Raw genomic sequence first — 19,374 nt, forward strand, 5'->3', positions numbered from 1 at the left:
GCACTTAGACGTGGTAGCAAGCAATTTTCCACGTGTTTTAATACAGGCATCTGAATATTACATCTGGCAATGATCCTGCGTTGGCGGAAATACTTCGCGGTGTTGGCCATGTTATTGCCACACTTTTGGACAAAATAGTAAAGGTATTGTCATGGCACATTTTACTGTCATTGGGCTCGGACGTTTTGGTATCGCGGCCAGTCTTGAATTGATCTATCTCGGACATACTGTGACGGGCGTTGATCGCGACCCCAAAATTGTCGATAAATATGTCGAGGAGCTAACGCAAGCCATTATTTGTGACTCTACCGATGAAAACGCGCTGCGTGAATTAGATCTTGGCAATAGTGAAGCGGTATTGATCGCGATTGGGGAAGACATGCAATCCAGTTTGCTTTGCACGTTGGCATTGAAAAATCTCGGTGTTCAAGAGATTTGGGTTAAGGCCAGCAGCAAAGCACATCACACCATTGTCTCGAAACTTGGCGTGCAACGTATTATTCATCCAGAAGAGGAAATGGGCGTGCGTGTTGCTCAGTCACTCAACTACCCCATGGTGAATAACTACTTGTCCTTAGGCCACGGTTTGTATGTGGTTGAAATTCATATCAAAGCATCATTACACGATACTCCGATTGGACACATTCTTGGTTGTGCCAAAGGCCGCGTGCAAACGGTCCTCATCCAACGTGAACAAGACGTACTTAATCAGATTGATCAGGATTTTGTCTTGAAAGCCAATGATATCATTCTGTTATGTGGCACACGCGCTGAGCTAAAGTACCTCGCTCCAAGGTTGGTGTGACATGGTATTGTGGCATCCCTCTATCACGCCGTTAGAACGCAAACCCAAGTCAGGCAAAAAAATAGTCGGTGCGCCGCCACTGATTTTAAGTGGCAGCTTTTTACTGCTTATTCTGTTGGGGACAGTCTTACTCAAGCTGCCTATTGCGGCGCATGAGCCTATCACTTGGATACAGAGTCTGTTTACGGCGACTTCAGCGGTGACGGTGACAGGACTCGTGGTGGTGGATACGGGCACACAGTTCACTTTGTTTGGGCAAGTGGTCATCGCGTTACTCATTCAGTGTGGCGGTCTCGGACTCATGACTTTTGCCATTGTGACCTTGATTGCTTTGGGAGGAAAAATTGGCTTTTTAGAGCGCACGGTTGCCAGAGAAGCCTTCGATCAAACCGATGCCTCGACGCTTGTGGCGACCGCTAAATCCGTGCTGATGTTTGCGTTCACCGTCGAGCTGGTTGGAATGATCATACTGTCTTGGTATTGGAGCGATGAACTTGGCTGGGCAACCAGTGTATTTCACGGTTTCTTTTATACCATCAGTGCGTTCAATAACGCAGGGTTTGCCTTAAGTGCTGATAGCTTGATGCCTTATGTGGAGGATCCCGTCGTTAACCTGACGATTACAGGACTCTTTATTATTGGCGGGTTGGGCTTTTCGGTGTGGATGGATTTAAAGCGCAATCGTCGATGGTCAAAGCTGACGGTTTATAGTCGCATGATGATAACGGGAACCGTGCTGATCAATGCGGTTGCTGTGATAGCAATCTATTTAATCGAGCGTGATAACCCCAATACATTAGGGCCACTCAGTGAATTAGGTAAGTGGCTGGCTTCGTGGTTTCAGGCGGTGACGCCAAGAACCGCGGGTTTTAATACACTCGCTATTGATCAACTCAAAGATGCCACAACCGCGATCATTCTGGTGCTGATGTTCATTGGCGGCGGCTCGTTAAGTACCGCCAGTGGCATCAAAGTCGTGACCTTTATGGTGTTGATTTTATCGACTTATGCATACCTACGCCGTGATGAACAAATTCATGTATTCAAACGTGAAATAGCAAAAGACACGATCAGAAAAGCCCTTGCATTGACGATGATTTCGGTTGTGGTGACGTGGTTAGCCATCTTTGCATTACTCTTGACGGAAAATGCCCCGATGATAGATGTCGTGTTTGAAGCTATTTCTGCATTAGGCACGGTGGGATTATCTCGTGGCTTAACAGGTCAGCTTTCCACATCGGGTGAACTGATCATCATTTTTTTGATGTATATGGGAAGATTGGGACCATTAACTTTGGCGTACTTTTTAGCCAGCCCACGCCAGAAAAAACTGCGTTTTGCGGAGACAAAATTAGCCATTGGATGAGCGTTTAAAACGAACACAAGGAAGTGAACGCAGATTTCACGAATTCATCACCAAAGCAGTGTCATCAATAATAGCGAGCCTTAATGACTACGGCTAGGATATGATTAGGTATTACTAAAAAGTGTCACCTTATTCCCCATTTAAAAAATAGTAACATTATGATATTTATATATTTTCATCTATTTTATTCTATAAAATCCTAATTGAAAGGTTCATAAAGGCGTTAAAATGATAATAGAAGAAAGACTCAACTCATTGGCCAAGACTTTACCCCCACATATTTTCAAGGTAGTCGAAGAGTTTGTAGATAGCCGCCCACAACATGGAAAACTACAAATATTACATTTGCTAGATACATACCAAGGACTACTAACCCCACATATAAAAAATAACAACACTTCTGAACTAACAAAAGTATTTGTACATATTCGCTCACATCTTTGCCAAAACAACACAAGAGGATTAATTTAAGTCGTGGGAAGTCGCTTATCGAAATGTCCAGCCAGGCTGGAGCAGATCACTCTGCAATAAACAATCTAAATTGACATAGCATTTGTCTGCTTTAGAAAATTTACTTTGCTGACAATATGGAGAAATTATACAAGTCATCATGTTCGCTCCTTTAGCGGCGGTCATGCCGACAAAACTGTCTTCTATCACCAAACATTCCGAGACATCGACCTTTAGCATACGAGCCGCTGTCAGATAAACATCTGGGCTCGGTTTACCGTGCTCTTCGTCTTCTGCACTGCAAATCACACTAAATTTATCCCACAATTGAAGACGGTCAAAAACGGCTTTTATCACCACGTGGTTCGATGAGGTTGCTAGTGCCAGCTTTAGTCCCTGCTGTGAAAAAAAACTCAACGCATCATAGACACCCGTCATTGCTTCACCCGTGCTTGAAATGCGGTTACACAGCTTAGTTAAAATCAGGTTTTCCAACTCTTTCGCTGATATAGACAGTGCGTACATCTCACACCAAATACGCGTGATTTCATCAACGCGCTTACCCATCGTCAGTTGTTCACAGTCCTGACGGGTGATACTCACGCCAACACCAGCCAATGATTCAATCTGTGCTTGCTGCCACAAAGGTTCGGAGTCAATAATCACACCATCCATGTCAAAAATAACCGCTTTTTTATTCATACTTACCTCAAAAAATAGAAAAAAGTGTGGCTACCAAAATCGTAGCCACACTCAAGCCGTCTACGCAACGGACACTTTACTCGATTCAACGCCTCTCGCTTCAAATCCAGGTTGATCCACCTTAATTAAATAAGTGAAGAAAAATGCTAATACATACAAAGTAGTATAGGCAACCACCACACCTATCGTGCTGAAATACGGCAGCAAGACTACTGCAATGGCTGGCGCAAGAAAGTTAGACAGTCCCGCAGACAAGTTATAGACAGAAATCGCCGCCCCTTTGTGATTTGGCTCTAGTGCAGGAAACACAGCGGCCATTGGTACAAACGCGGCCACAAAAATGCCCAGAGAAATCGCTGGGATCAGCGCCATGTAGAAGTTGTTGCCAAAATGCTGAGGGATGTAATAAAACGCTAGACTAGAAACTGCCATTCCAATGCATCCGAACCAGCGTACAACCTTCATCCAGCCAAGTTTCTCGCCCATTATGCCCCAGAAAACGTTGGAGAAAATGGTGGTAAAGAAGAACACCGCCCAGACCTGAAGCCAATCAGATGTCGTAAAGCCCAAATCATCAACAAACATCATCGGCATAATGACGGCAAAACCAAACAGCGACAGAGTATTGATAATGCGTACAAAGCTGGAGTAGAGCACATTTTTATTGGTATAGAGTAGCGTGACGGCACGGCTCAGCTCGGTCAGTTTCTGTTTATTGGTTAGGTTGTGCATGTGGGTTGGCGTTTTAACATTACGCAGGGCAATCATGGCGATCAATCCGCCTGTTGCACAAAACGCTAGCGATAACCACAAGGTGCCATATTCACCAATCCAAGGGATAGTAAAGCTTGGGATGTAACTGCCCGCTACGCCAATACCAATGGAGTACACGGTCCAAAACCAACCAAGTGCAGAACTGACACCATCGCTGCGAACATTGTGCACAATGACCACGATAAAGGAATAGAGAAAGAGTGGATAAGCCAATCCGCGAATACCATAGAATAGAAGAATTAACGCGTAGTTTGACTGACTCAGCCCCAAGGTTAAGAACAAGACATGGAAGAGACACCACAGCAAAAAGCCGATTCTCATGGTTTTCTGCGGTGTGATAATTTCCGCAACCACTCCTGACACCCAAGCGGCCAGCGCTGCGGCCAAACCATAAAGCGTAAACGCAAAAGATGATTGAGCAGGCGTAAAACCTAACTCGGTGATATAGTGCGACAGGAACGCCAGTTCAAAACCATCTCCCGTCATAAAGATAGCAATGGCGATATATCCCCATATCAGATTTAGCGGCAATCCAAGCCACTGTTTGCTTACATTTTCCATATATTCCTCGTTTTGTAGGGTAAAGGAATCCCACGCCCCTTTTCAGGGGCGTAGTCCTTGTTTTTATTAGTGATTCTCTTTCTAAGATCTGACTGTTAGTGCTAATGCCATGACCGCAAAACCAAGTCGTTTTGGTACAGCGCCCGGAAACGCTCATAACGCTTACTCAACACGGGCTCACGCTCTGCACATGGTTGATATACTCGGAAGATTTCCGGTTTTTTACACACATCTTCGACGGCTTTGTCAGAAGCGAGGCATGCCAGTCGAGCCGCGCCGAGTGCCCCACCCGTTTCTCCACCTTTATGAGTGACAATAGGTAGACAGAGTGTATCGGCCAACAGTTGCGCCCAAAACGCGCTGCGTGCACCACCACCGACGAGAGAGCATTGTTCGATGTGTGTGCCGCTCTCCTGCAATACACGCAGTCCGTCGGCAATCCCAAAGCTCACGCCCTCAATAACCGCATAGCCCAGTAGTTCGCGATTGGTGGAATGAGTCATTCCGTGGAACATCCCCATTGCCTGAGGGTCATTGTGCGGAGTGCGCTCGCCAGAAAGATAAGGTAGGAAAAGTGGCGCTTTGGCTTTATCTTCCTCACTTAGCTGCTCGATGCCTTCCAGCAATTCAACCTCTGTCACGCCAACAATGCGACAAAACCATTGCAGACAACTAGCTGCACTGAGCATGACGCTCATTTGATGCCAACGCTGAGGCAATACATGACAGAAAGCATGAACCGCAGACTCAGGCGCCGGGCGGTACTGTTCATTGACAACAAACAGCACACCAGAAGTGCCAAGAGAAATAAACGCATCCCCCGGATTCACGGCGCCTACACCAATTGCGCTAACGGCGTTATCACCGCCGCCGCCAGCAACAATCACAGAAGGGCTCAGTCCCCACTTATGTGCCACCTCAGCGGACAAATATGCCGAAACTTCACAGCCTTCCACCAGATCTGGCATCTGCACTCGGCTGAGGTGGCATTTATCGAGCAAAGAATCCGACCAATCGCGCTTCGCCACATCCAACCATAACGTGCCCGCAGAATCTGACATGTCCGAGATTTTTCGTCCGGTCATTTTCATACGCAGAAAGTCTTTGGGTAACAGGACTGTGTTGATACGAGCAAAATGGTTCGGCTCGTGCTTACGGACCCAAAGCAACTTAGGCGCGGTGAAACCCGGCATCGCTAAGTTGCCAGCGATGTAATGCAAATCTGGTGCGGCGGCTTCCAGCTCAAGGCACTCTTGATGGCTACGGGTGTCATTCCACAAAATAGCGGGGCGGATCACCTCATCTCGCTCATCTAATAGTACTGCTCCATGCATTTGACCAGAAAGGCCGATCGCTTTGATTGCCCCCCAATGCTCAGAACACTTTTCTCGCAGCGTACCAATCAGATAGTTGGTCGCTTCCCACCACTCTTGTGGCGCCTGCTCTGACCAATGTGGATGAGGGCGCTGAATGGTCAGCGGTGCGCTATGCGTGGCAACCGTTTCACCTTGTTCATCAATTACCAGGGCTTTGACTTCCGAGGTGCCAAGATCAATACCTAAATACATGACAGTCCCTTATTGAATCATTGAGTAAGTAGCAGCAATTTTATCGCGCAGCAGAGTTTCAAACTCCGCATTCTCAGCAAGTTCGCCAAACAAAGCTTTATTTTGCGCATACACCGCGATTGGGTCAGCGGATTCAAACATCTCATGCCCCACACGCGTATCTAGAATGCCGTCTTGGTATTCATATGGCAGTAGGCCTTTATGCCATTGCAACATAAATACAAAGAACAACGCTGGCAGCATCGCAGTCGCCTGAGGAGCCACTCCACGCTGATAGCATTCAATCATGGTTGGGGTGATCATCGCGGGAATTTTGGAGAATCCGTCGGCCGCCACACGTTGGTTGGTGTCTTTAATATAAGGGTTAGTGAATCGCTCAAGGACTACATCACGGTATGTCGGCAGATCGATACCGTTTTCGACCAAACTAGGGATTACATCTTGACTCACGTAGTCGTGCGCAATTTGATAAATGTAATCGGTAAGGGTACTTTCGTGAATAAATGACTGACCAACCAAAGTACCAGCCCAAGCGATACAGCTGTGAGACGCATTCAGGATACGGATTTTCGCTTCTTCGTAAGGAATGACTGAATCCACCATTTCCACACCAACATTTTCCAAAGCTGGCCGTGCGTCTTTAAAGTCGTCTTCAATTACCCACTGGATAAAGGTTTCCCCCATCACTGGCGCTTTATCATCAATACCCGTTTTAGCTTTGATTCGTGTAGGAAGATCAGCCGCAGGACGAGGAACAATGCGATCCACCATCGTGTTTGGACATGTGGTGTTTGCTTTTACCCACTGAAGAACGTCTTCTTTTCCTGTAAGAGTGAGGAACTCCATCAAACCATCACGAAAACGTTCACCGTTATGGCGCACGTTGTCACAGTTGAGCAATGTCACCGGACCTGTGTTATCGGCAATACGGCGCTCCAGAATTTTCGTCACTGTCCCGTAAATGGTTTGATGAGCACCATTTAGATCGGCATTTAATACCGTACTATCTAAGTCTAATGTGTGGTCGGTTTTCAGATAATAACCACCTTCTGTGACGGTAAACGCGATGACTTTCGTCTGCACTTTCGCTCCTTCGTTAACCAAAGGCGCCAAGTCTTCCTGCCAAGGTAGCAAAGTCTGAATTGACTTAATTACTTCGTAGTCACGTTCGCCTGCTGGGCTGACCGTTTCCAGTACATACTCGCCATTTTGAGATCTCAACGCTTCAACGGTCGCTTCCACATCATTGCGAATGTTGCCCGCTGCGATGTGCCAGCTGTTATCGCCCGATTCGAGCAATTTATGTAGGTACCAAGCTTGATGAGCACGGTGAAATGAGCCTAGACCGATGTGAAGCCACGTGTATTGGTTTTTCATAATAGTTCCTTGTTTTTGTTTAATGATGCCACCCTAATTGATCAAAAGAACAAGTAAAGAGCTATAGATCACAAATGAATAAAAGACCATTTAAATATTTTTTATTCATTTGTGGGAAATTGATTGGTATTGCATTCATTAAACATTCGCGAGAAGATATGAGCTATTGACTCGCCAAAGAAAGAAATAATGACTTCACTGATGCTATAAGGCATTGAAAATAAGGAATTAACGTGGCTAAAGATGACACTTATAAAACTGATCAGATGGTTCGCGCAGCTTGGATGTACTACATCTCTGGCCGTAATCAACGCGATATTGCTGTTGAGCTAGGATTGTCACGCCCAGTGGTTCAACGTTTGATCGCCGCAGCGAAAGAAGAAGGAATTGTATCGGTTGGTCTACACCATCCAATTTCAACTTGTTTAGATTACGCAGAGCTGCTCAAAGAAAAGTACCAGTTGGTGGAATGCAGCATCGTACCCACCACCAGTAGTGATGAGACGCTGGATAATGTCTCGTTTGGTTGTTTTCAATTGATGTCCAAATACACCAAAGACCAGCAGAACCAAGTCATCGGTATCGGCTCTGGCTTGACGTTGAAAAAAGCGATCAACCGAATTGATTTCGAATCACCGAACAGTAAATGTGTCGCGTTGATAAGTGCCATGGGGGTCGATGGGCAATGTAATTACTATGACGATGTACCACTGATTTTAGCGCGTAAAATTAGGGCCAACTATTACCAATTGCCCGCTCCACGTTACACCACTTCTAGCGAGGAACTGAAGCTCTGGACAAGCATGCGCGTATTTCAAGAGGTTGCCCGTGTTGCTGACAGCGCGAGTGTGGTGTTTACAGGCATTGGTTCACTGAGTAAAGCAAGCCCGATCATCAAAGATGGTTTCATTTCGTCCGACAAGGCTGATGAACTCAATCTGCAAGGTGCGGTTGGTGAAATCCTGGGCCGTTTTATCAACGCCGAAGGCGAGGTGGTTGATTGCACCATCAACACCTTCATTACCAGCTACGATATACGCATCAACGATTGCCCTCGCATTGGTGCCGCGTTTGGCGAAGATAAACGTTCTGCAATTCTCGCTGCGTTAAAAGGGCATTGGATAAATGGATTAGTTACCGATGAGGCAACCGCACGATGGTTATTAACCCAATAACAATATTACCAATAAGCGACTAAAACCCTTTTAATCGGTGCTATTAACTCTCTTGGATCTATACAGCAATGGGAGAAAACCATGAAAGTCCCTCTGGGACTAAGTGTAAATGACAAGCAAGTAAGATTAACTAAGCAATACAAGCAAAATATAGATTCTCATATTTATGGAATGGTAAAGTTTGGAGTATATAAGCATGCTATTGTGCACTTCCCCTAAACTGAGCCAGATTTTGGATACATCAAGTATCAAGAGTGCCTTTGCCGCTCAGGACTGTTCTATACCTAAATCCGTTACAACCTGCTGCCTTCTAGTTCCTAGCCACCTAAATAAATTTAGCAAAACCACTGACAAGATTTTGTACAAAGGTGTGCTGATGGGGCGTGTAAAACAGAAATATCGAGTAGACGACACCTTTTACCAAGTGCCGTCCCTCTAAGAACCCAGCGTGCAACTTTCACCGCACTAGGCTCAAGCCTTCACGAAGGCACCGATTGGCACCCAGCAACTTATAAAGCAGTGACTGACATTCTACTACCACTTTAACTCATTTAAGTTTTATTGAGATTATACTCTTCTGTGTAATAACAAAGGAAGTTTCGTTCTAATGCTTATGAATAGATATTTGTATTTGGAACATTACTTACTAAGGTGAACCCATTACTGGCGTTATGTGATAGGTATGAAATTCGAACACAAGAAAGTAGAACCCAACAACATTGACTTTCAATCGCTCGTAGCAGAATTGAACTCTTCACTTAGTCAGATTACTCAGGATTCTGGTGAAAGTTCGTTTTCATTGGATGCTTTCGATTCATTGAAAGATGGCTGTATTGTGGTGTATCTAAATAAAAGCGCAGTAGCGTGTGGAGTCTTTAGGTACCACCAAGGTGACATTTGTGAACTGAAGCGAATGTACTCAAATACATCAGGTGCAGGCACTTATTTACTTGAACAACTTGAAAGTTATGCGATTGAAAAAGGCTATAAAAATGCCGTACTGTCGACACGAAGAGTCAATTTAAAAGCAGTGAACTTTTATCTGCGTAACGCTTATGCAGAGTCGGATGCATATGGTAAGTACGTTGGTGTCAGACGTTCAATTTGCCTCTCTAAGGCGCTTGTCACATCACAATAAATTTAAGAGGGATTCACAACGTTTGGCACTTCATTGTAGTGATGACATCCTTGCCGTTTAGGTCATATTGAATCCGAGCACCGTAACAGTCTGCATACAGTGCTCGATCAACGACACTCCAAAGTAGCGTGACAGTCATACGTTAGGCTTATAATATTTAAGCATAAAAGTTATGGCTAGCGCTGATAGTGTATCAACCTTTAGCCATGCCTAAGTGATATCAATCCCGGCTTCATCTTCAGCCACGATTTCCGTTTCTTGCGAGGCTTCCTGAAGCCAACGCTGTATCGTTTTATCGCTTATTAAACGCTGTTGATAGTGCGCGGCAGCAGGGGATAATTCAATGCCATAGGTCATAAAGCGTAACGCCACTGGCGCAAACATGGCGTCGGCAATCGACCACTCACCAAACAACCATTGCTGCGGATATTGCGTCATCTGCTGGCTCCAAAAGGCATCGATGCGGGCAATATCTCGTTGCGCAGCATCGCTCAGTACTAAGTGGCGTTTCGCTCGGCAATTCATTGGCATTTCACTGCGTAATGCGGTGAACTCAGATTGCATTTCACCGCTTATGGCTCTCGCTTTTGCCCGCTCGAGGCGATCTGCTGGCCAAGCTTGGTTGTCTAAATACGCGTCATTGAGATATTCCATAATGGCGAGCGATCCCCAAATAGGCTGGTCATCATCAACCAACAGCGGGACTTTATTATTGGCGGCAAACGGTTTTAACGTGGTGTAAAACTCGGTAGAGCCTAACGGTAATTTGTGGATATTAACGTTTAAATTAAAGCGCTGCGTGAGATACCAAGCGCGCAGCGACCAAGTTGAATAATTTTGGTTGGCAATAAAAAGCTTCATAGAACATCCTGTTAGTAGTCGTGGTGTAAGTCAGTGCTTAGTAAACTAAAAACGTCGGCTTGGGTATAACGGATAGTATTGATAGCTTCTATTAATAAAAGTGATGGATGTATGGATATCGATGCGCTCGCAGTTTTATGGCGTTTGTAGAAACAGTCAGTTATACACGGGCCGCTCAGCAGGTATTTCGGACACAATCGGCGTTTAGCGCACAAATGCACAAGCTGGAAAAACAGTTGAGATGTGCGTTGTTTCAAAGCAAGTGGATACCGTGGGTGTCCTGATCGTATTGCAATCTTTCGTTCCAGTTAGACGTAATCTTTAAACATTATTGCATGAACGATTAAGTGTAAGCGCACCACAAACCCCACATTCTAATCAGGCTTTGCCCACTCTATGATCACATCTCCAATCCAAAGGAGATGTGACATGAATAAACGACGCACCGATCAAGAATGGCTTTCTCTGATTGAGCAATGCCAAGCCAGTTCGCTTACACAACAAGATTTTTGCCAAAAGCACGACATTAGCGTATCGACGTTTTACGCTAAGCGGCAGCAGTTGAGTGTTAACCCATCCCCAACTCAGAGCGGCTTCGTTAAGGCCGAAATTATTGAAAAAACCACCTGTCGCAAGGTGACCCAGACGTCGGTAGCCAACATGACTTTGATAGTAAATAACATCGAATTGAGTATTCCTCAAGGCACGCCACCACACTATCTTGCTGAGTTGATTGGAGCCTTGTCATGAAGCGCATGATGACCGCGCCAGTGGTGTATTTATACCGCGAGTTTGTCGATTTCAGAAAATCTATCAATGGTCTGGCGCTGTTGATTGAATCCGACACCGACCTTGAGCTAGGCTCAGGGGCATTGTTCCTCTTCACCAATAAACAACGCGATAAAATCAAAGCGTTGTATTGGGACCAAACGGGTTATGCGCTCTGGTATAAACGCCTCGAAAAAGCCAAGTTTAAGTGGCCCACGCAAGAGAAAAATACGGTGTTGACCTTAACGCAATTTGACCTCGACAGACTGCTTTCTGACTTCACAATAATCGGCCATAAATCGGTAAAAATCGACAGTTTTACAATGGGTTAATGGCAATAAAAGTCAGATAAACCAAGCCTTTTTTATTGGTATTAAGTACAATAACGACCATGAAAAAGACGACCCCCGACATCAATCCAGACAGCCAAAACATCGCGGAACTTCAAGCGATGGTGAAGGCGTTAATGCCTGAGAAAATAGAGTGGCAGCAAGAGCGCCAATCCTTGATTGAGCAGTTCAAACTGGCACTTGACCGTCAGTTCGCCAAACGCTCTGAAGCGTTAAAACCGTATAACGAAGCTCAGGGCGACTTCTTTAATGAAGTGGAATGCGAAGCGGAGAACGTCGACGAAGACGTGGTGACCACGACGACCACAACAAAGCCAAAGCGCCGTGGTAAACGCCAGCCATTACCGAAAGACTTACCTCGCGAAACCGTGGTTCTTGACCTGGACGAGCACGATAAACAGTGTCCTTGCTGCCAACATTCTCTGCATCAAATCGGGGAAGACCGTAGCGAGAAACTGGAGTTCACGCCTGCGATACTCAACGTTATCGACTACGTTCGTCCTAAATACGCGTGCCGTCATTGTGAGCAACACAGTGAGACTAACCCCGTTCACCAACAGCCAGTACCCGACAGCATTATCCCGAAAAGCTTCGCCACAGAAAGCTTGCTGGCCCATATCATCTTAGGTAAATACCAGTACGCCTTGCCGCTGTATCGACAAGAAACCTTGTTCACGCAATCGGGCATCGACTTATCAAGAACCACTATGGCTCGCTGGGTTATCCAAGTGAGCGAGAAGTTCCAACCCTTGTACCAAGCCTTAAAAACGCACTTACTTGAGCAAGTGGTGGTGCATGCTGATGAAACCCCATTGAATGTGCTGCAAGAAGAGAAGCGCAGTTACATGTGGCTTTACTGCTCAGGCGCTGACTCTCCGCAAGCTGGTTTACCGGAGATGAAAAACATCGTCTTGTACGACTATCAAAACAGTCGCGCGAGAGCGTGCCCAATGGACTTCTTGGGCGATTACTCGGGTTACCTGCAAACCGATGGTTATGTGGCGTACGATGGTCTCACTCAAGTGACAAACGTTGGTTGCTTCGCTCATGCTCGCCGTAAGTTCATGGAAGCAAAAAAGCTTCAGGGAAAAGGCAAGACTGGGAAAGTGGATATCGCGCTAGCAAAAATCCAAAAACTCTATGCGCTTGAAGCTCGCTTAAAACCGTCGTCAGCCGAAGAGCGTTGGTCAGAGAGACAATCACACGCCAAACCGATATTGGACGACCTGTATCAATGGCTCACGACACAAAAGGTGTTCGAATCCAGCCCACTGGGTAAAGCGATTAAATACACCTTGGGTCAATGGCCAAAGTTGGTGCGTTATGTGGATGATGGGCACGTATCCATCGACAACAATCGAGCAGAGCGTGCGATAAAATCGATGGTCATTGGCCGAAAGAACTGGCTCTTCGCCAACACATCAAAAGGGGCTGATGCTAGCGCATTACTCTATAGCATCATCGAGACGGCTAAAGCCAATGGACACATTCTCTACGATTACATGGTCAAATGCATGAAAGAGCTGGCGAAAGCAGAGCCCGACATTGACTCACTTCTTCCGTGGAACTTCTCACACTAAAACGCCCCGTGTGTTCATGGGGCGCTTACGATTAAGTACTCTATTTAGCGTTTTTTAATGAACACTCTTTCTACTTTACAAAGTTGATTTACACGGATATGATTTTTACATGATTCATGTAATTTGGGATTTCATGTAAATGAGTATCGAATCAGAATTGATTAACTTCACTGAAAGCTTGCCAAAGTCTTGGCAGGCCGAGTTTAGTTATGAACAGAATAAAAATTTCGATGGAACTTTAACCATTTGGCTAGGTGAACGACGTCACCAATTATTAGTGGACTTTAAGCGGGTTCATCGAAAAGAGTCTTTGCGTAATGTAAAAGCTCACATGCAGATAGATGGCGGGTATGTTTTAGTTACTAACGCGCTAACTGATTTCCTCAAGGATGAATGTGAAAACCTTGGCCTCAACTATATTGACGAATCAGGTAATATTCGGATTGTTAATGAAGACCTTTATATCCTTATTACAAAACCTTATCAGAGCGGCCTAGTGAAAAAACATCCAGTAGCGATGACGGAAGGTATCGTGAAATGTGTATTCGCTTTGATCTGTGAACCGATATTGTTGAAATCAACCTATGAGGAAATTTCTCGGAAAGCTGGTATCTCAGTAAGCATGGCAAATAAAGCCATCAAGTTTTTGATTGAGAAAAATTACATACAAAAGGATAAATTGAAGCGTAGGTTCTTTGATGAAAATAGCCTTATGTACGACTGGTTGTTGAGCTACTATAAGCACATTGGTTCTAAGCAAGTTCCTATACCTTTTCCACCCCCTTTAGACTGGAAAGCCATCGAGTTACCGAACGGTGCGATTTGGGGTGGGGAAGCTGCAGCAGCGGAGCTAACAGACTACCTACATCCTCAAACCCTTTTTCTATATTCAAAGGATCGAGTTCATGGATATGAGTTCAATAAATCTAACCCAAAGGCTCCGAGATTGCAGGTTTGCCGACCATTCTGGGGAGATGAATTGAAGATAACAGAAAAGGGTAGAGCGATACTTACTATTGCAGAGTTACTTGCAACTCAAGACGGACGAAATAGGGAAGTTGCGGAGATGATTAATGACAAATACTTACACCTTAAAACACTCCCTTAACCAAGAATTCGTCAAGGCGTTAACGGAAGTAGTGAAAGCTACTAATACTTTAGAAATCCCGTATTTCATAGCCGGTGCAACTGCTAGGGATATTGTGATGCATGGGATTTTCGGACACGCGCCTGGTCGAGCGACAGCTGATATTGATACCGCCATTTTTGTGGACACTTGGGACCAGTTTGAAGATATTAAGGCGTCGTTAATCAGTTCAGGTTTGACAGAAACTGATTTAGTCCACCGCCTACGTGAGCCAAAGTCGAGGTATCCAGTTGATATTTTACCTTTTGGCGCCTTGGAAGACGAAGAACGGCGTATACAGTGGCCACCCAAGCACGAAGAAACGATGTCCGTAATTGGCTTTAAAGAGGCGTTTGAATCTTCGCTACAAGTTGAAATTGATAGTTTGACATTCAACGTCGCATCTTTACCGGGGATTGCGTTGATGAAACTGATTGCCTGGGCCGAGCGCGGTAATGAAAATTCGAAAGACGCGAGTGATTTTCTTCTCCTACTGAACAAGTACCAATTGATCCATCAAGACCGATTTTGGGAGGATTATGTACCGACAGATTTCGACTACGACGTCGAGCTGGTAACAGCATTCTTACTCGGGTTTGATGTGCAAGATATTTTGAAAGCTGAGTCAGAAGAGGTTCTGTTAAGTATCAAAAACGAGCATCAAGATCGGTTCCTTACAGCAATGGCCAAAGGAAATGGATCAGTCAATCTTGACGATTTAGAGAATCAACTGAATGCATTTTGGCGCGGTGTATTTGAACCAAGACATAATCAGGATACTTGAGGTTATTGAATCTGATGAAATAACGAATCCAATACAAGTAGGATTTTTCCGTTTTAATGTTGTAGCCCCGTACACGCACTTGCTTCTGAGATGATTGATAAATGGATTGGAAGACATCGAGTATTCCTTGTGGATACATTGCCTTTTTACGGATAAACATACAGTTTATTTTATGTTTGCCAGTTGCATGCCTGTTTTTATGACTTGAGTAGTGTTTTTTGCTCGGCTTGTCATAGCAATGTCAATAAAAGTCTATTAAAATCAATTATTAACCAATTCATCAGCCAGAATAACGCGCATGCTCGAATTTGTATTTTGAGTTGCTTTGGGATAAGTCTTAAAAGTGTTTTTTAAAACAGATTGTTAGATTCGATTATTTGAGCTATGAGGCTTTGTGTAAACGCGCATTTGCACTGTTAAAATGTTAGGCCTAAAGGAGTTTTATGAACGCATTAGTTGTAAATTTTTTCGCAAATAGTGAATCTATTCTAGATTATGTATTAAAACCACTTGAGCATATTCGTTCTAATTGGGATGTGATTTGGGATTGCGATAAATACTTGGAGGAAGAAAACTCATTTGGTGCTGAATTGAATGCTTTAATAAATGAAATTGCAGAAACTAAAGCACCAGATAATTATCATAAATATGAAGATAAGGTTGCGTTTTTTCAATCTAAAACTTGGGATTTTCGGCGTTTTTCAAGCTAGTTGTCACTACTTGCTTAATTATCAAGCAGCTTTTTTTCTGGGTTCAGATGAACCTCTCCGATCGGCTCACAGTTCCTAATTTTCCCTGACCAGCGTTCTGGTCTTTTCTGACGATGTTCTATCAACACCTTTGCCCGATGCTCCAAGATCTGTTTGTCTTTTCCACTATGGCGCTCTGACGGTGTGACAAAGTTTAAGCGGCTATGTTTGTGTTCTGTGTTATACCAGACAACGAAGTCTGCTACCCAAGCTCGACATATGTCTAGACCACTAAAGCCTTTCGATGGCCAATTCGGCACGTATTTCAATGTGCGGAATAAGGATTCCACATACGGATTGTCATCGCTGACTCGTGGGCGACTGTAGGATGAGATAATGCCCAGCTCTTCCATCTTGGCTTTGAACATCAATGATTTCATTGGAGCGCCATTATCTGAATGCAAAACCAGAGACTGATTGAAGCATTGCTCTCGCATCAAGGTTCGTTGCAGTAACTGAGCGGCCAACTCTCCGCACTCTCGGTCATAGACGTCATACCCAACGATTTTTCGGCTATAAATATCTTCGATCATGTACAGATAATAATGCTGACCACGAACCCCAGACGGCATGTACGTAATATCCCAAGTGAAAACCTGATTCGGCCCTGTAGCGGTGTAACTTGTTGGTCTCGATGACTTTTTTCGACTACGTTGGCGACCTCGACGGTTAAGTTGACCTTCTGCTTTCAAAACCCGATAAAAACTCGATTCCGATGCGATATATTCACCTTTATCCAGTAAGGTTGGGACGATTTGACTCGGTGGTAGACTCGCGTATTCAGGCGCGTTACTGACTTCAACGATCAACTGTCTTTCTTGCTTTGAGAGCTTGTTTACTGGCTCTGGTCGTGTCGCTATCGGCCGTTGATCTTCCTGTATTTCACCGCTCTGATACCAGCGACGGTAAGTCCGTAAATCGATCTCAGCTTCATGACAGGCACTCTCTAATCGACAGCCGTTTTGGCGAGCCTCATGGATGAGTGCAACCAAGCTTTGCCTTTCATCGGTTGAGGTTAATCGTCCTCGGGCTCTTCCCCGTAAAAGGCTCTGAGCTTTTTTCTCAGCACCAGAAGCGCGGTGGTTTCTGCCAGCGCTTTTTCTTTGTAACGGAGTTCTTTCTTCAACTCTTTTATTTCATGTTTGTCCGCTTTTGCCTGTTTCTTGGCTTCCGCTTCTCGTTCTTTTTGAGTCATGAAGCCGTGCATACATTCGCTGCGCCACTCTTTGAGCTGCTCAGGATAAAGCCCCTTTTCACGACAATACTGACTTAGCTCATGCTCTGTCATGGGAAAGGTTTCAGCAACCACAGCTAACTTAGTTTGCGCTGACCACTGATCGGAGGAAGTATTACTATCTGGCACAACGGCTCCTGACTGTCTTAATGCGTTACGCCAATTATACAGGGTTGCTTCACTGATGCCTTCTTCTTTTGCGACTTCCGCCACTGAGCGAGAGTATGGAGGTAATAGTTTTTTCAATATAGCGTCTTTTCTTTCCTGCGGATAACGAGACATGATTTACTCTGTTACCGCCCCTAACTGGTTAAATTTTAACAGTGACAACTATCCTGCCAGAGGGGGTTTTATAAGGAAAAATGGATGCTTTTGGGAAGGTGCTCAATATAATTCAATTCTAGAACAAGGAAGCTTTGACGATCATAAACAGAAAGCTTTAGTTTTATCTGCTGCTGGTCGAATAAAAGCAGCTTTAGATAGGAAGCAATATCATCTAGACGAAATGGAAGAAAAACACAAAATGATGTTGTGTACTATTTTATCTATTATTCTTTATCAAAGGTTTTAAATAGGACTAACAAGTTAATCAACAAGGACAAAATATGGCTGCCTATCTCGATGCGCTCGTATTTTAGCCAACCGCATTTAGTCTGTTATTAAGGCGCTGGCGGATCCCCTCATAATTCCCCCAACCCACAGGTATGCGTAAGGCGTTGATATTCGACCATTGCCCAATGATATTGGGACTCTTGTATTCGGTATCTTCGGTGGCAACGTACTTCCTTACCAAGTCTAGGAATGGAGAGCACACGGCGATGCTTGATGGTGTTGGCTTGGAAGTCATAATGCCATTTGGCTTGCATGGCGATTAAGCCATTCCACCACATGATGATTTCGGCCATCAATGCCATGAGCAACAAGATATCAATACGTTTGGTGCAACGTGTTCGGTTATGGCGAAGCGCCAACCCGTAGGCTGGACTTTTTAGATCTCGGAACGACTCTTCAATTTGCATTCTTTTGGCGTACAAACGGGTAATTTTAATGCCGTTAAGTACATGGTTGGGGATGTTAGTGACCAGAAGCCAAGGCTCTTTCGCTCCTTTATGGAACACTTTTCCAGCCGAGTGTTTCTGACAGGTTCGACTATGCCGATGGGCTTTTCTGCCTTTGGGATGACTCTTGTATAAGTAAGCAAAGCATTGAAGCGGTGAGCGCTTAGCCAGTTGGCTTTCTCCTAAAAACAGCGGCTTATCAGTCGCTTGAGGGTAAAAGGCTTTATTCCATTGCCAAGCGCTCTCGCCACACTTAATCGAGACTTCGCCCCGTACACGCCCAAGCCAGAACCAACCTTTGTTGGCGACTTGCCTGAACCACGTATTTCTAAAGCCAGCGTCGGAGATAATGATAGGGGTGCAACCTTGGGGGAGCAAGGATTGAAGCTTATCGAGAAAGTGCTGATGGCTCTTGGGTGAGTTGTAGTTTTTGTACTCAAATGCCTGTTCATAAAGCGTGACGGCGCGACCTTTAACGGATATCGAAGCTCGCAATGTCATATAGCGCAGTTGCTCACGAACATCCGACCAATCAACCAGTAGTACAGGAAAAGGATTGGCTCGGGTAATAAGGGACGCATGCCATTTATATATGGACTCTTTTTCACGATGTAGACTGCGATTACCAAGCAATCGGTCAATACGTTTGATGGCATGTTTCACCGTGGTATCAGTGTCGAGAGCTCGTCCAATTTTAGTGAGGGTGAGATCAGAGCCGCCCAGTACCGCTCTGGTTGCAAGCATAAGAGATCTAAGTCGTTTTTTGTGAATACCAGGGCATTGGTTTTCAAGAGTTTGCTGTAGAATTTGAACATCGCGCATCGTTAGGGCTCCCTATTAAATTCATTGAATCAAGTGTGTTTTTGGCGAAATTCATTAGATCAGAATGAGCGATGTGCGTCTACTCATTGTTTTATATAGAAATTATGAGGGGATTCGTAAGAATTG

At 44.8% G+C, this 19,374-nt stretch carries 19 protein-coding genes and 1 pseudogene; 12 read left to right on the forward strand and 8 right to left on the reverse strand.

The window, feature by feature from the left end:
* The first annotated feature begins 151 nt into the window (after positions 1 to 151).
* Both EAE30_RS04435 and EAE30_RS04440 read left to right on the forward strand, forming a co-directional pair.
* On the forward strand, positions 152 to 805 hold the full coding sequence (locus tag EAE30_RS04435; protein ID WP_123014853.1) for a potassium channel family protein: 654 nt from the start codon (positions 152 to 154) through the stop codon (positions 803 to 805).
* A 1-nt stretch (position 806) separates the two neighbouring features.
* Entirely contained in the window at positions 807 to 2,171 is a 1,365-nt protein-coding gene (locus EAE30_RS04440; RefSeq protein WP_123014854.1) for a TrkH family potassium uptake protein, read from the forward strand.
* 486 nt (positions 2,172 to 2,657) lie between these two features.
* Here the strand turns inward: EAE30_RS04440 and hxpB are convergent, their stop codons facing one another.
* From hxpB to dalD, 4 genes are all read right to left on the reverse strand, one after another.
* Positions 2,658 to 3,323, reverse strand: coding sequence for a hexitol phosphatase HxpB (gene hxpB, locus EAE30_RS04445; RefSeq protein ID WP_123014855.1), 666 nt, complete (start codon positions 3,321 to 3,323; stop codon positions 2,658 to 2,660).
* 60 nt (positions 3,324 to 3,383) lie between these two features.
* Complete coding sequence (locus tag EAE30_RS04450; protein ID WP_123014856.1) at positions 3,384 to 4,658, reverse strand: MFS transporter; 1,275 nt, start codon at positions 4,656 to 4,658, stop codon at positions 3,384 to 3,386.
* Positions 4,659 to 4,759: 101 nt separating this feature from the next.
* Positions 4,760 to 6,226 carry a xylulokinase gene (gene xylB, locus EAE30_RS04455; RefSeq protein WP_123014857.1) on the reverse strand — a complete coding sequence of 489 codons (1,467 nt, stop codon included), beginning with the start codon at positions 6,224 to 6,226 and terminating at the stop codon, positions 4,760 to 4,762.
* Between the two features lie 9 nt (positions 6,227 to 6,235).
* A complete protein-coding gene (gene dalD / locus EAE30_RS04460) occupies positions 6,236 to 7,603 on the reverse strand; it encodes a D-arabinitol 4-dehydrogenase (protein WP_123014858.1) in 1,368 nt (455 codons plus the stop codon).
* A 233-nt stretch (positions 7,604 to 7,836) separates the two neighbouring features.
* On the opposite strand from dalD, the gene EAE30_RS04465 reads away from it, so the two are divergent.
* Complete coding sequence (locus EAE30_RS04465; RefSeq protein WP_123014859.1) at positions 7,837 to 8,778, forward strand: sugar-binding transcriptional regulator; 942 nt, start codon at positions 7,837 to 7,839, stop codon at positions 8,776 to 8,778.
* A gap of 682 nt (positions 8,779 to 9,460) precedes the next feature.
* Positions 9,461 to 9,916: a GNAT family N-acetyltransferase gene (locus tag EAE30_RS04470; protein ID WP_123014860.1), complete on the forward strand. Its 456-nt coding sequence runs from the start codon at positions 9,461 to 9,463 to the stop codon at positions 9,914 to 9,916.
* Between the two features lie 210 nt (positions 9,917 to 10,126).
* Here the strand turns inward: EAE30_RS04470 and EAE30_RS04475 are convergent, their stop codons facing one another.
* Positions 10,127 to 10,777, reverse strand: coding sequence for a glutathione S-transferase (locus EAE30_RS04475; RefSeq protein WP_123014861.1), 651 nt, complete (start codon positions 10,775 to 10,777; stop codon positions 10,127 to 10,129).
* Between the two features lie 111 nt (positions 10,778 to 10,888).
* Here EAE30_RS04475 and EAE30_RS04480 point away from each other — a divergent pair.
* The 6 genes and pseudogenes from EAE30_RS04480 to EAE30_RS04505 form a co-directional block, all read left to right on the forward strand.
* Positions 10,889 to 11,040 (forward strand): annotated as a pseudogene (locus EAE30_RS04480) (LysR family transcriptional regulator); the annotation flags it as partial.
* Between the two features lie 166 nt (positions 11,041 to 11,206).
* Entirely contained in the window at positions 11,207 to 11,527 is a 321-nt protein-coding gene (gene tnpA / locus EAE30_RS04485; protein WP_123014138.1) for an IS66 family insertion sequence element accessory protein TnpA, read from the forward strand.
* Positions 11,524 to 11,877: an IS66 family insertion sequence element accessory protein TnpB gene (gene tnpB / locus EAE30_RS04490; RefSeq protein WP_164711789.1), complete on the forward strand. Its 354-nt coding sequence runs from the start codon at positions 11,524 to 11,526 to the stop codon at positions 11,875 to 11,877. The genes tnpA and tnpB overlap by 4 nt, the downstream gene beginning before the upstream one ends.
* A 59-nt stretch (positions 11,878 to 11,936) precedes the next feature.
* Positions 11,937 to 13,475, forward strand: a complete 1,539-nt coding sequence (gene tnpC, locus EAE30_RS04495; protein ID WP_123014863.1) for an IS66 family transposase — start codon at positions 11,937 to 11,939, stop codon at positions 13,473 to 13,475.
* A 139-nt stretch (positions 13,476 to 13,614) separates the two neighbouring features.
* Positions 13,615 to 14,583 (forward strand): type IV toxin-antitoxin system AbiEi family antitoxin, encoded by a 969-nt coding sequence (locus EAE30_RS04500; protein WP_123014864.1) that lies wholly within the window; start codon positions 13,615 to 13,617, stop codon positions 14,581 to 14,583.
* Positions 14,549 to 15,385: a nucleotidyl transferase AbiEii/AbiGii toxin family protein gene (locus EAE30_RS04505; RefSeq protein ID WP_123014865.1), complete on the forward strand. Its 837-nt coding sequence runs from the start codon at positions 14,549 to 14,551 to the stop codon at positions 15,383 to 15,385. The genes EAE30_RS04500 and EAE30_RS04505 overlap by 35 nt, the downstream gene beginning before the upstream one ends.
* On the opposite strand, the gene EAE30_RS19175 is transcribed toward EAE30_RS04505, so the two are convergent.
* A complete protein-coding gene (locus EAE30_RS19175; RefSeq protein ID WP_338419003.1) occupies positions 15,306 to 15,545 on the reverse strand; it encodes a phage integrase N-terminal SAM-like domain-containing protein in 240 nt (79 codons plus the stop codon). The two genes, EAE30_RS04505 and EAE30_RS19175, sit on opposite strands and share 80 nt — an antisense overlap.
* 283 nt (positions 15,546 to 15,828) lie before the next feature.
* Here EAE30_RS19175 and EAE30_RS04515 point away from each other — a divergent pair, with 283 nt between their 5' ends.
* Positions 15,829 to 16,095 carry a hypothetical protein gene (locus tag EAE30_RS04515; protein ID WP_123014866.1) on the forward strand — a complete coding sequence of 89 codons (267 nt, stop codon included), beginning with the start codon at positions 15,829 to 15,831 and terminating at the stop codon, positions 16,093 to 16,095.
* 14 nt (positions 16,096 to 16,109) lie between these two features.
* Here EAE30_RS04515 and EAE30_RS04520 read toward each other — a convergent pair.
* A protein-coding gene (locus tag EAE30_RS04520; protein ID WP_123014867.1) for an IS3 family transposase occupies positions 16,110 to 17,650 on the reverse strand; the annotation gives its coding sequence in 2 pieces (ribosomal slippage) (positions 16,110 to 17,197 and positions 17,197 to 17,650; 1,542 coding nt in all).
* Here EAE30_RS04520 and EAE30_RS04525 point away from each other — a divergent pair.
* Complete coding sequence (locus EAE30_RS04525) at positions 17,649 to 17,939, forward strand: hypothetical protein (protein ID WP_123014868.1); 291 nt, start codon at positions 17,649 to 17,651, stop codon at positions 17,937 to 17,939. The two genes, EAE30_RS04520 and EAE30_RS04525, sit on opposite strands and share 2 nt — an antisense overlap.
* A 109-nt stretch (positions 17,940 to 18,048) precedes the next feature.
* Here EAE30_RS04525 and EAE30_RS04530 read toward each other — a convergent pair whose 3' ends face one another.
* Complete coding sequence (locus EAE30_RS04530; RefSeq protein WP_123014377.1) at positions 18,049 to 19,248, reverse strand: IS4 family transposase; 1,200 nt, start codon at positions 19,246 to 19,248, stop codon at positions 18,049 to 18,051.
* Between the last annotated feature and the right edge of the window lie 126 nt (positions 19,249 to 19,374).

Source organism: Vibrio zhugei (assembly GCF_003716875.1).
Classification (GTDB): domain Bacteria; phylum Pseudomonadota; class Gammaproteobacteria; order Enterobacterales; family Vibrionaceae; genus Vibrio; species Vibrio zhugei.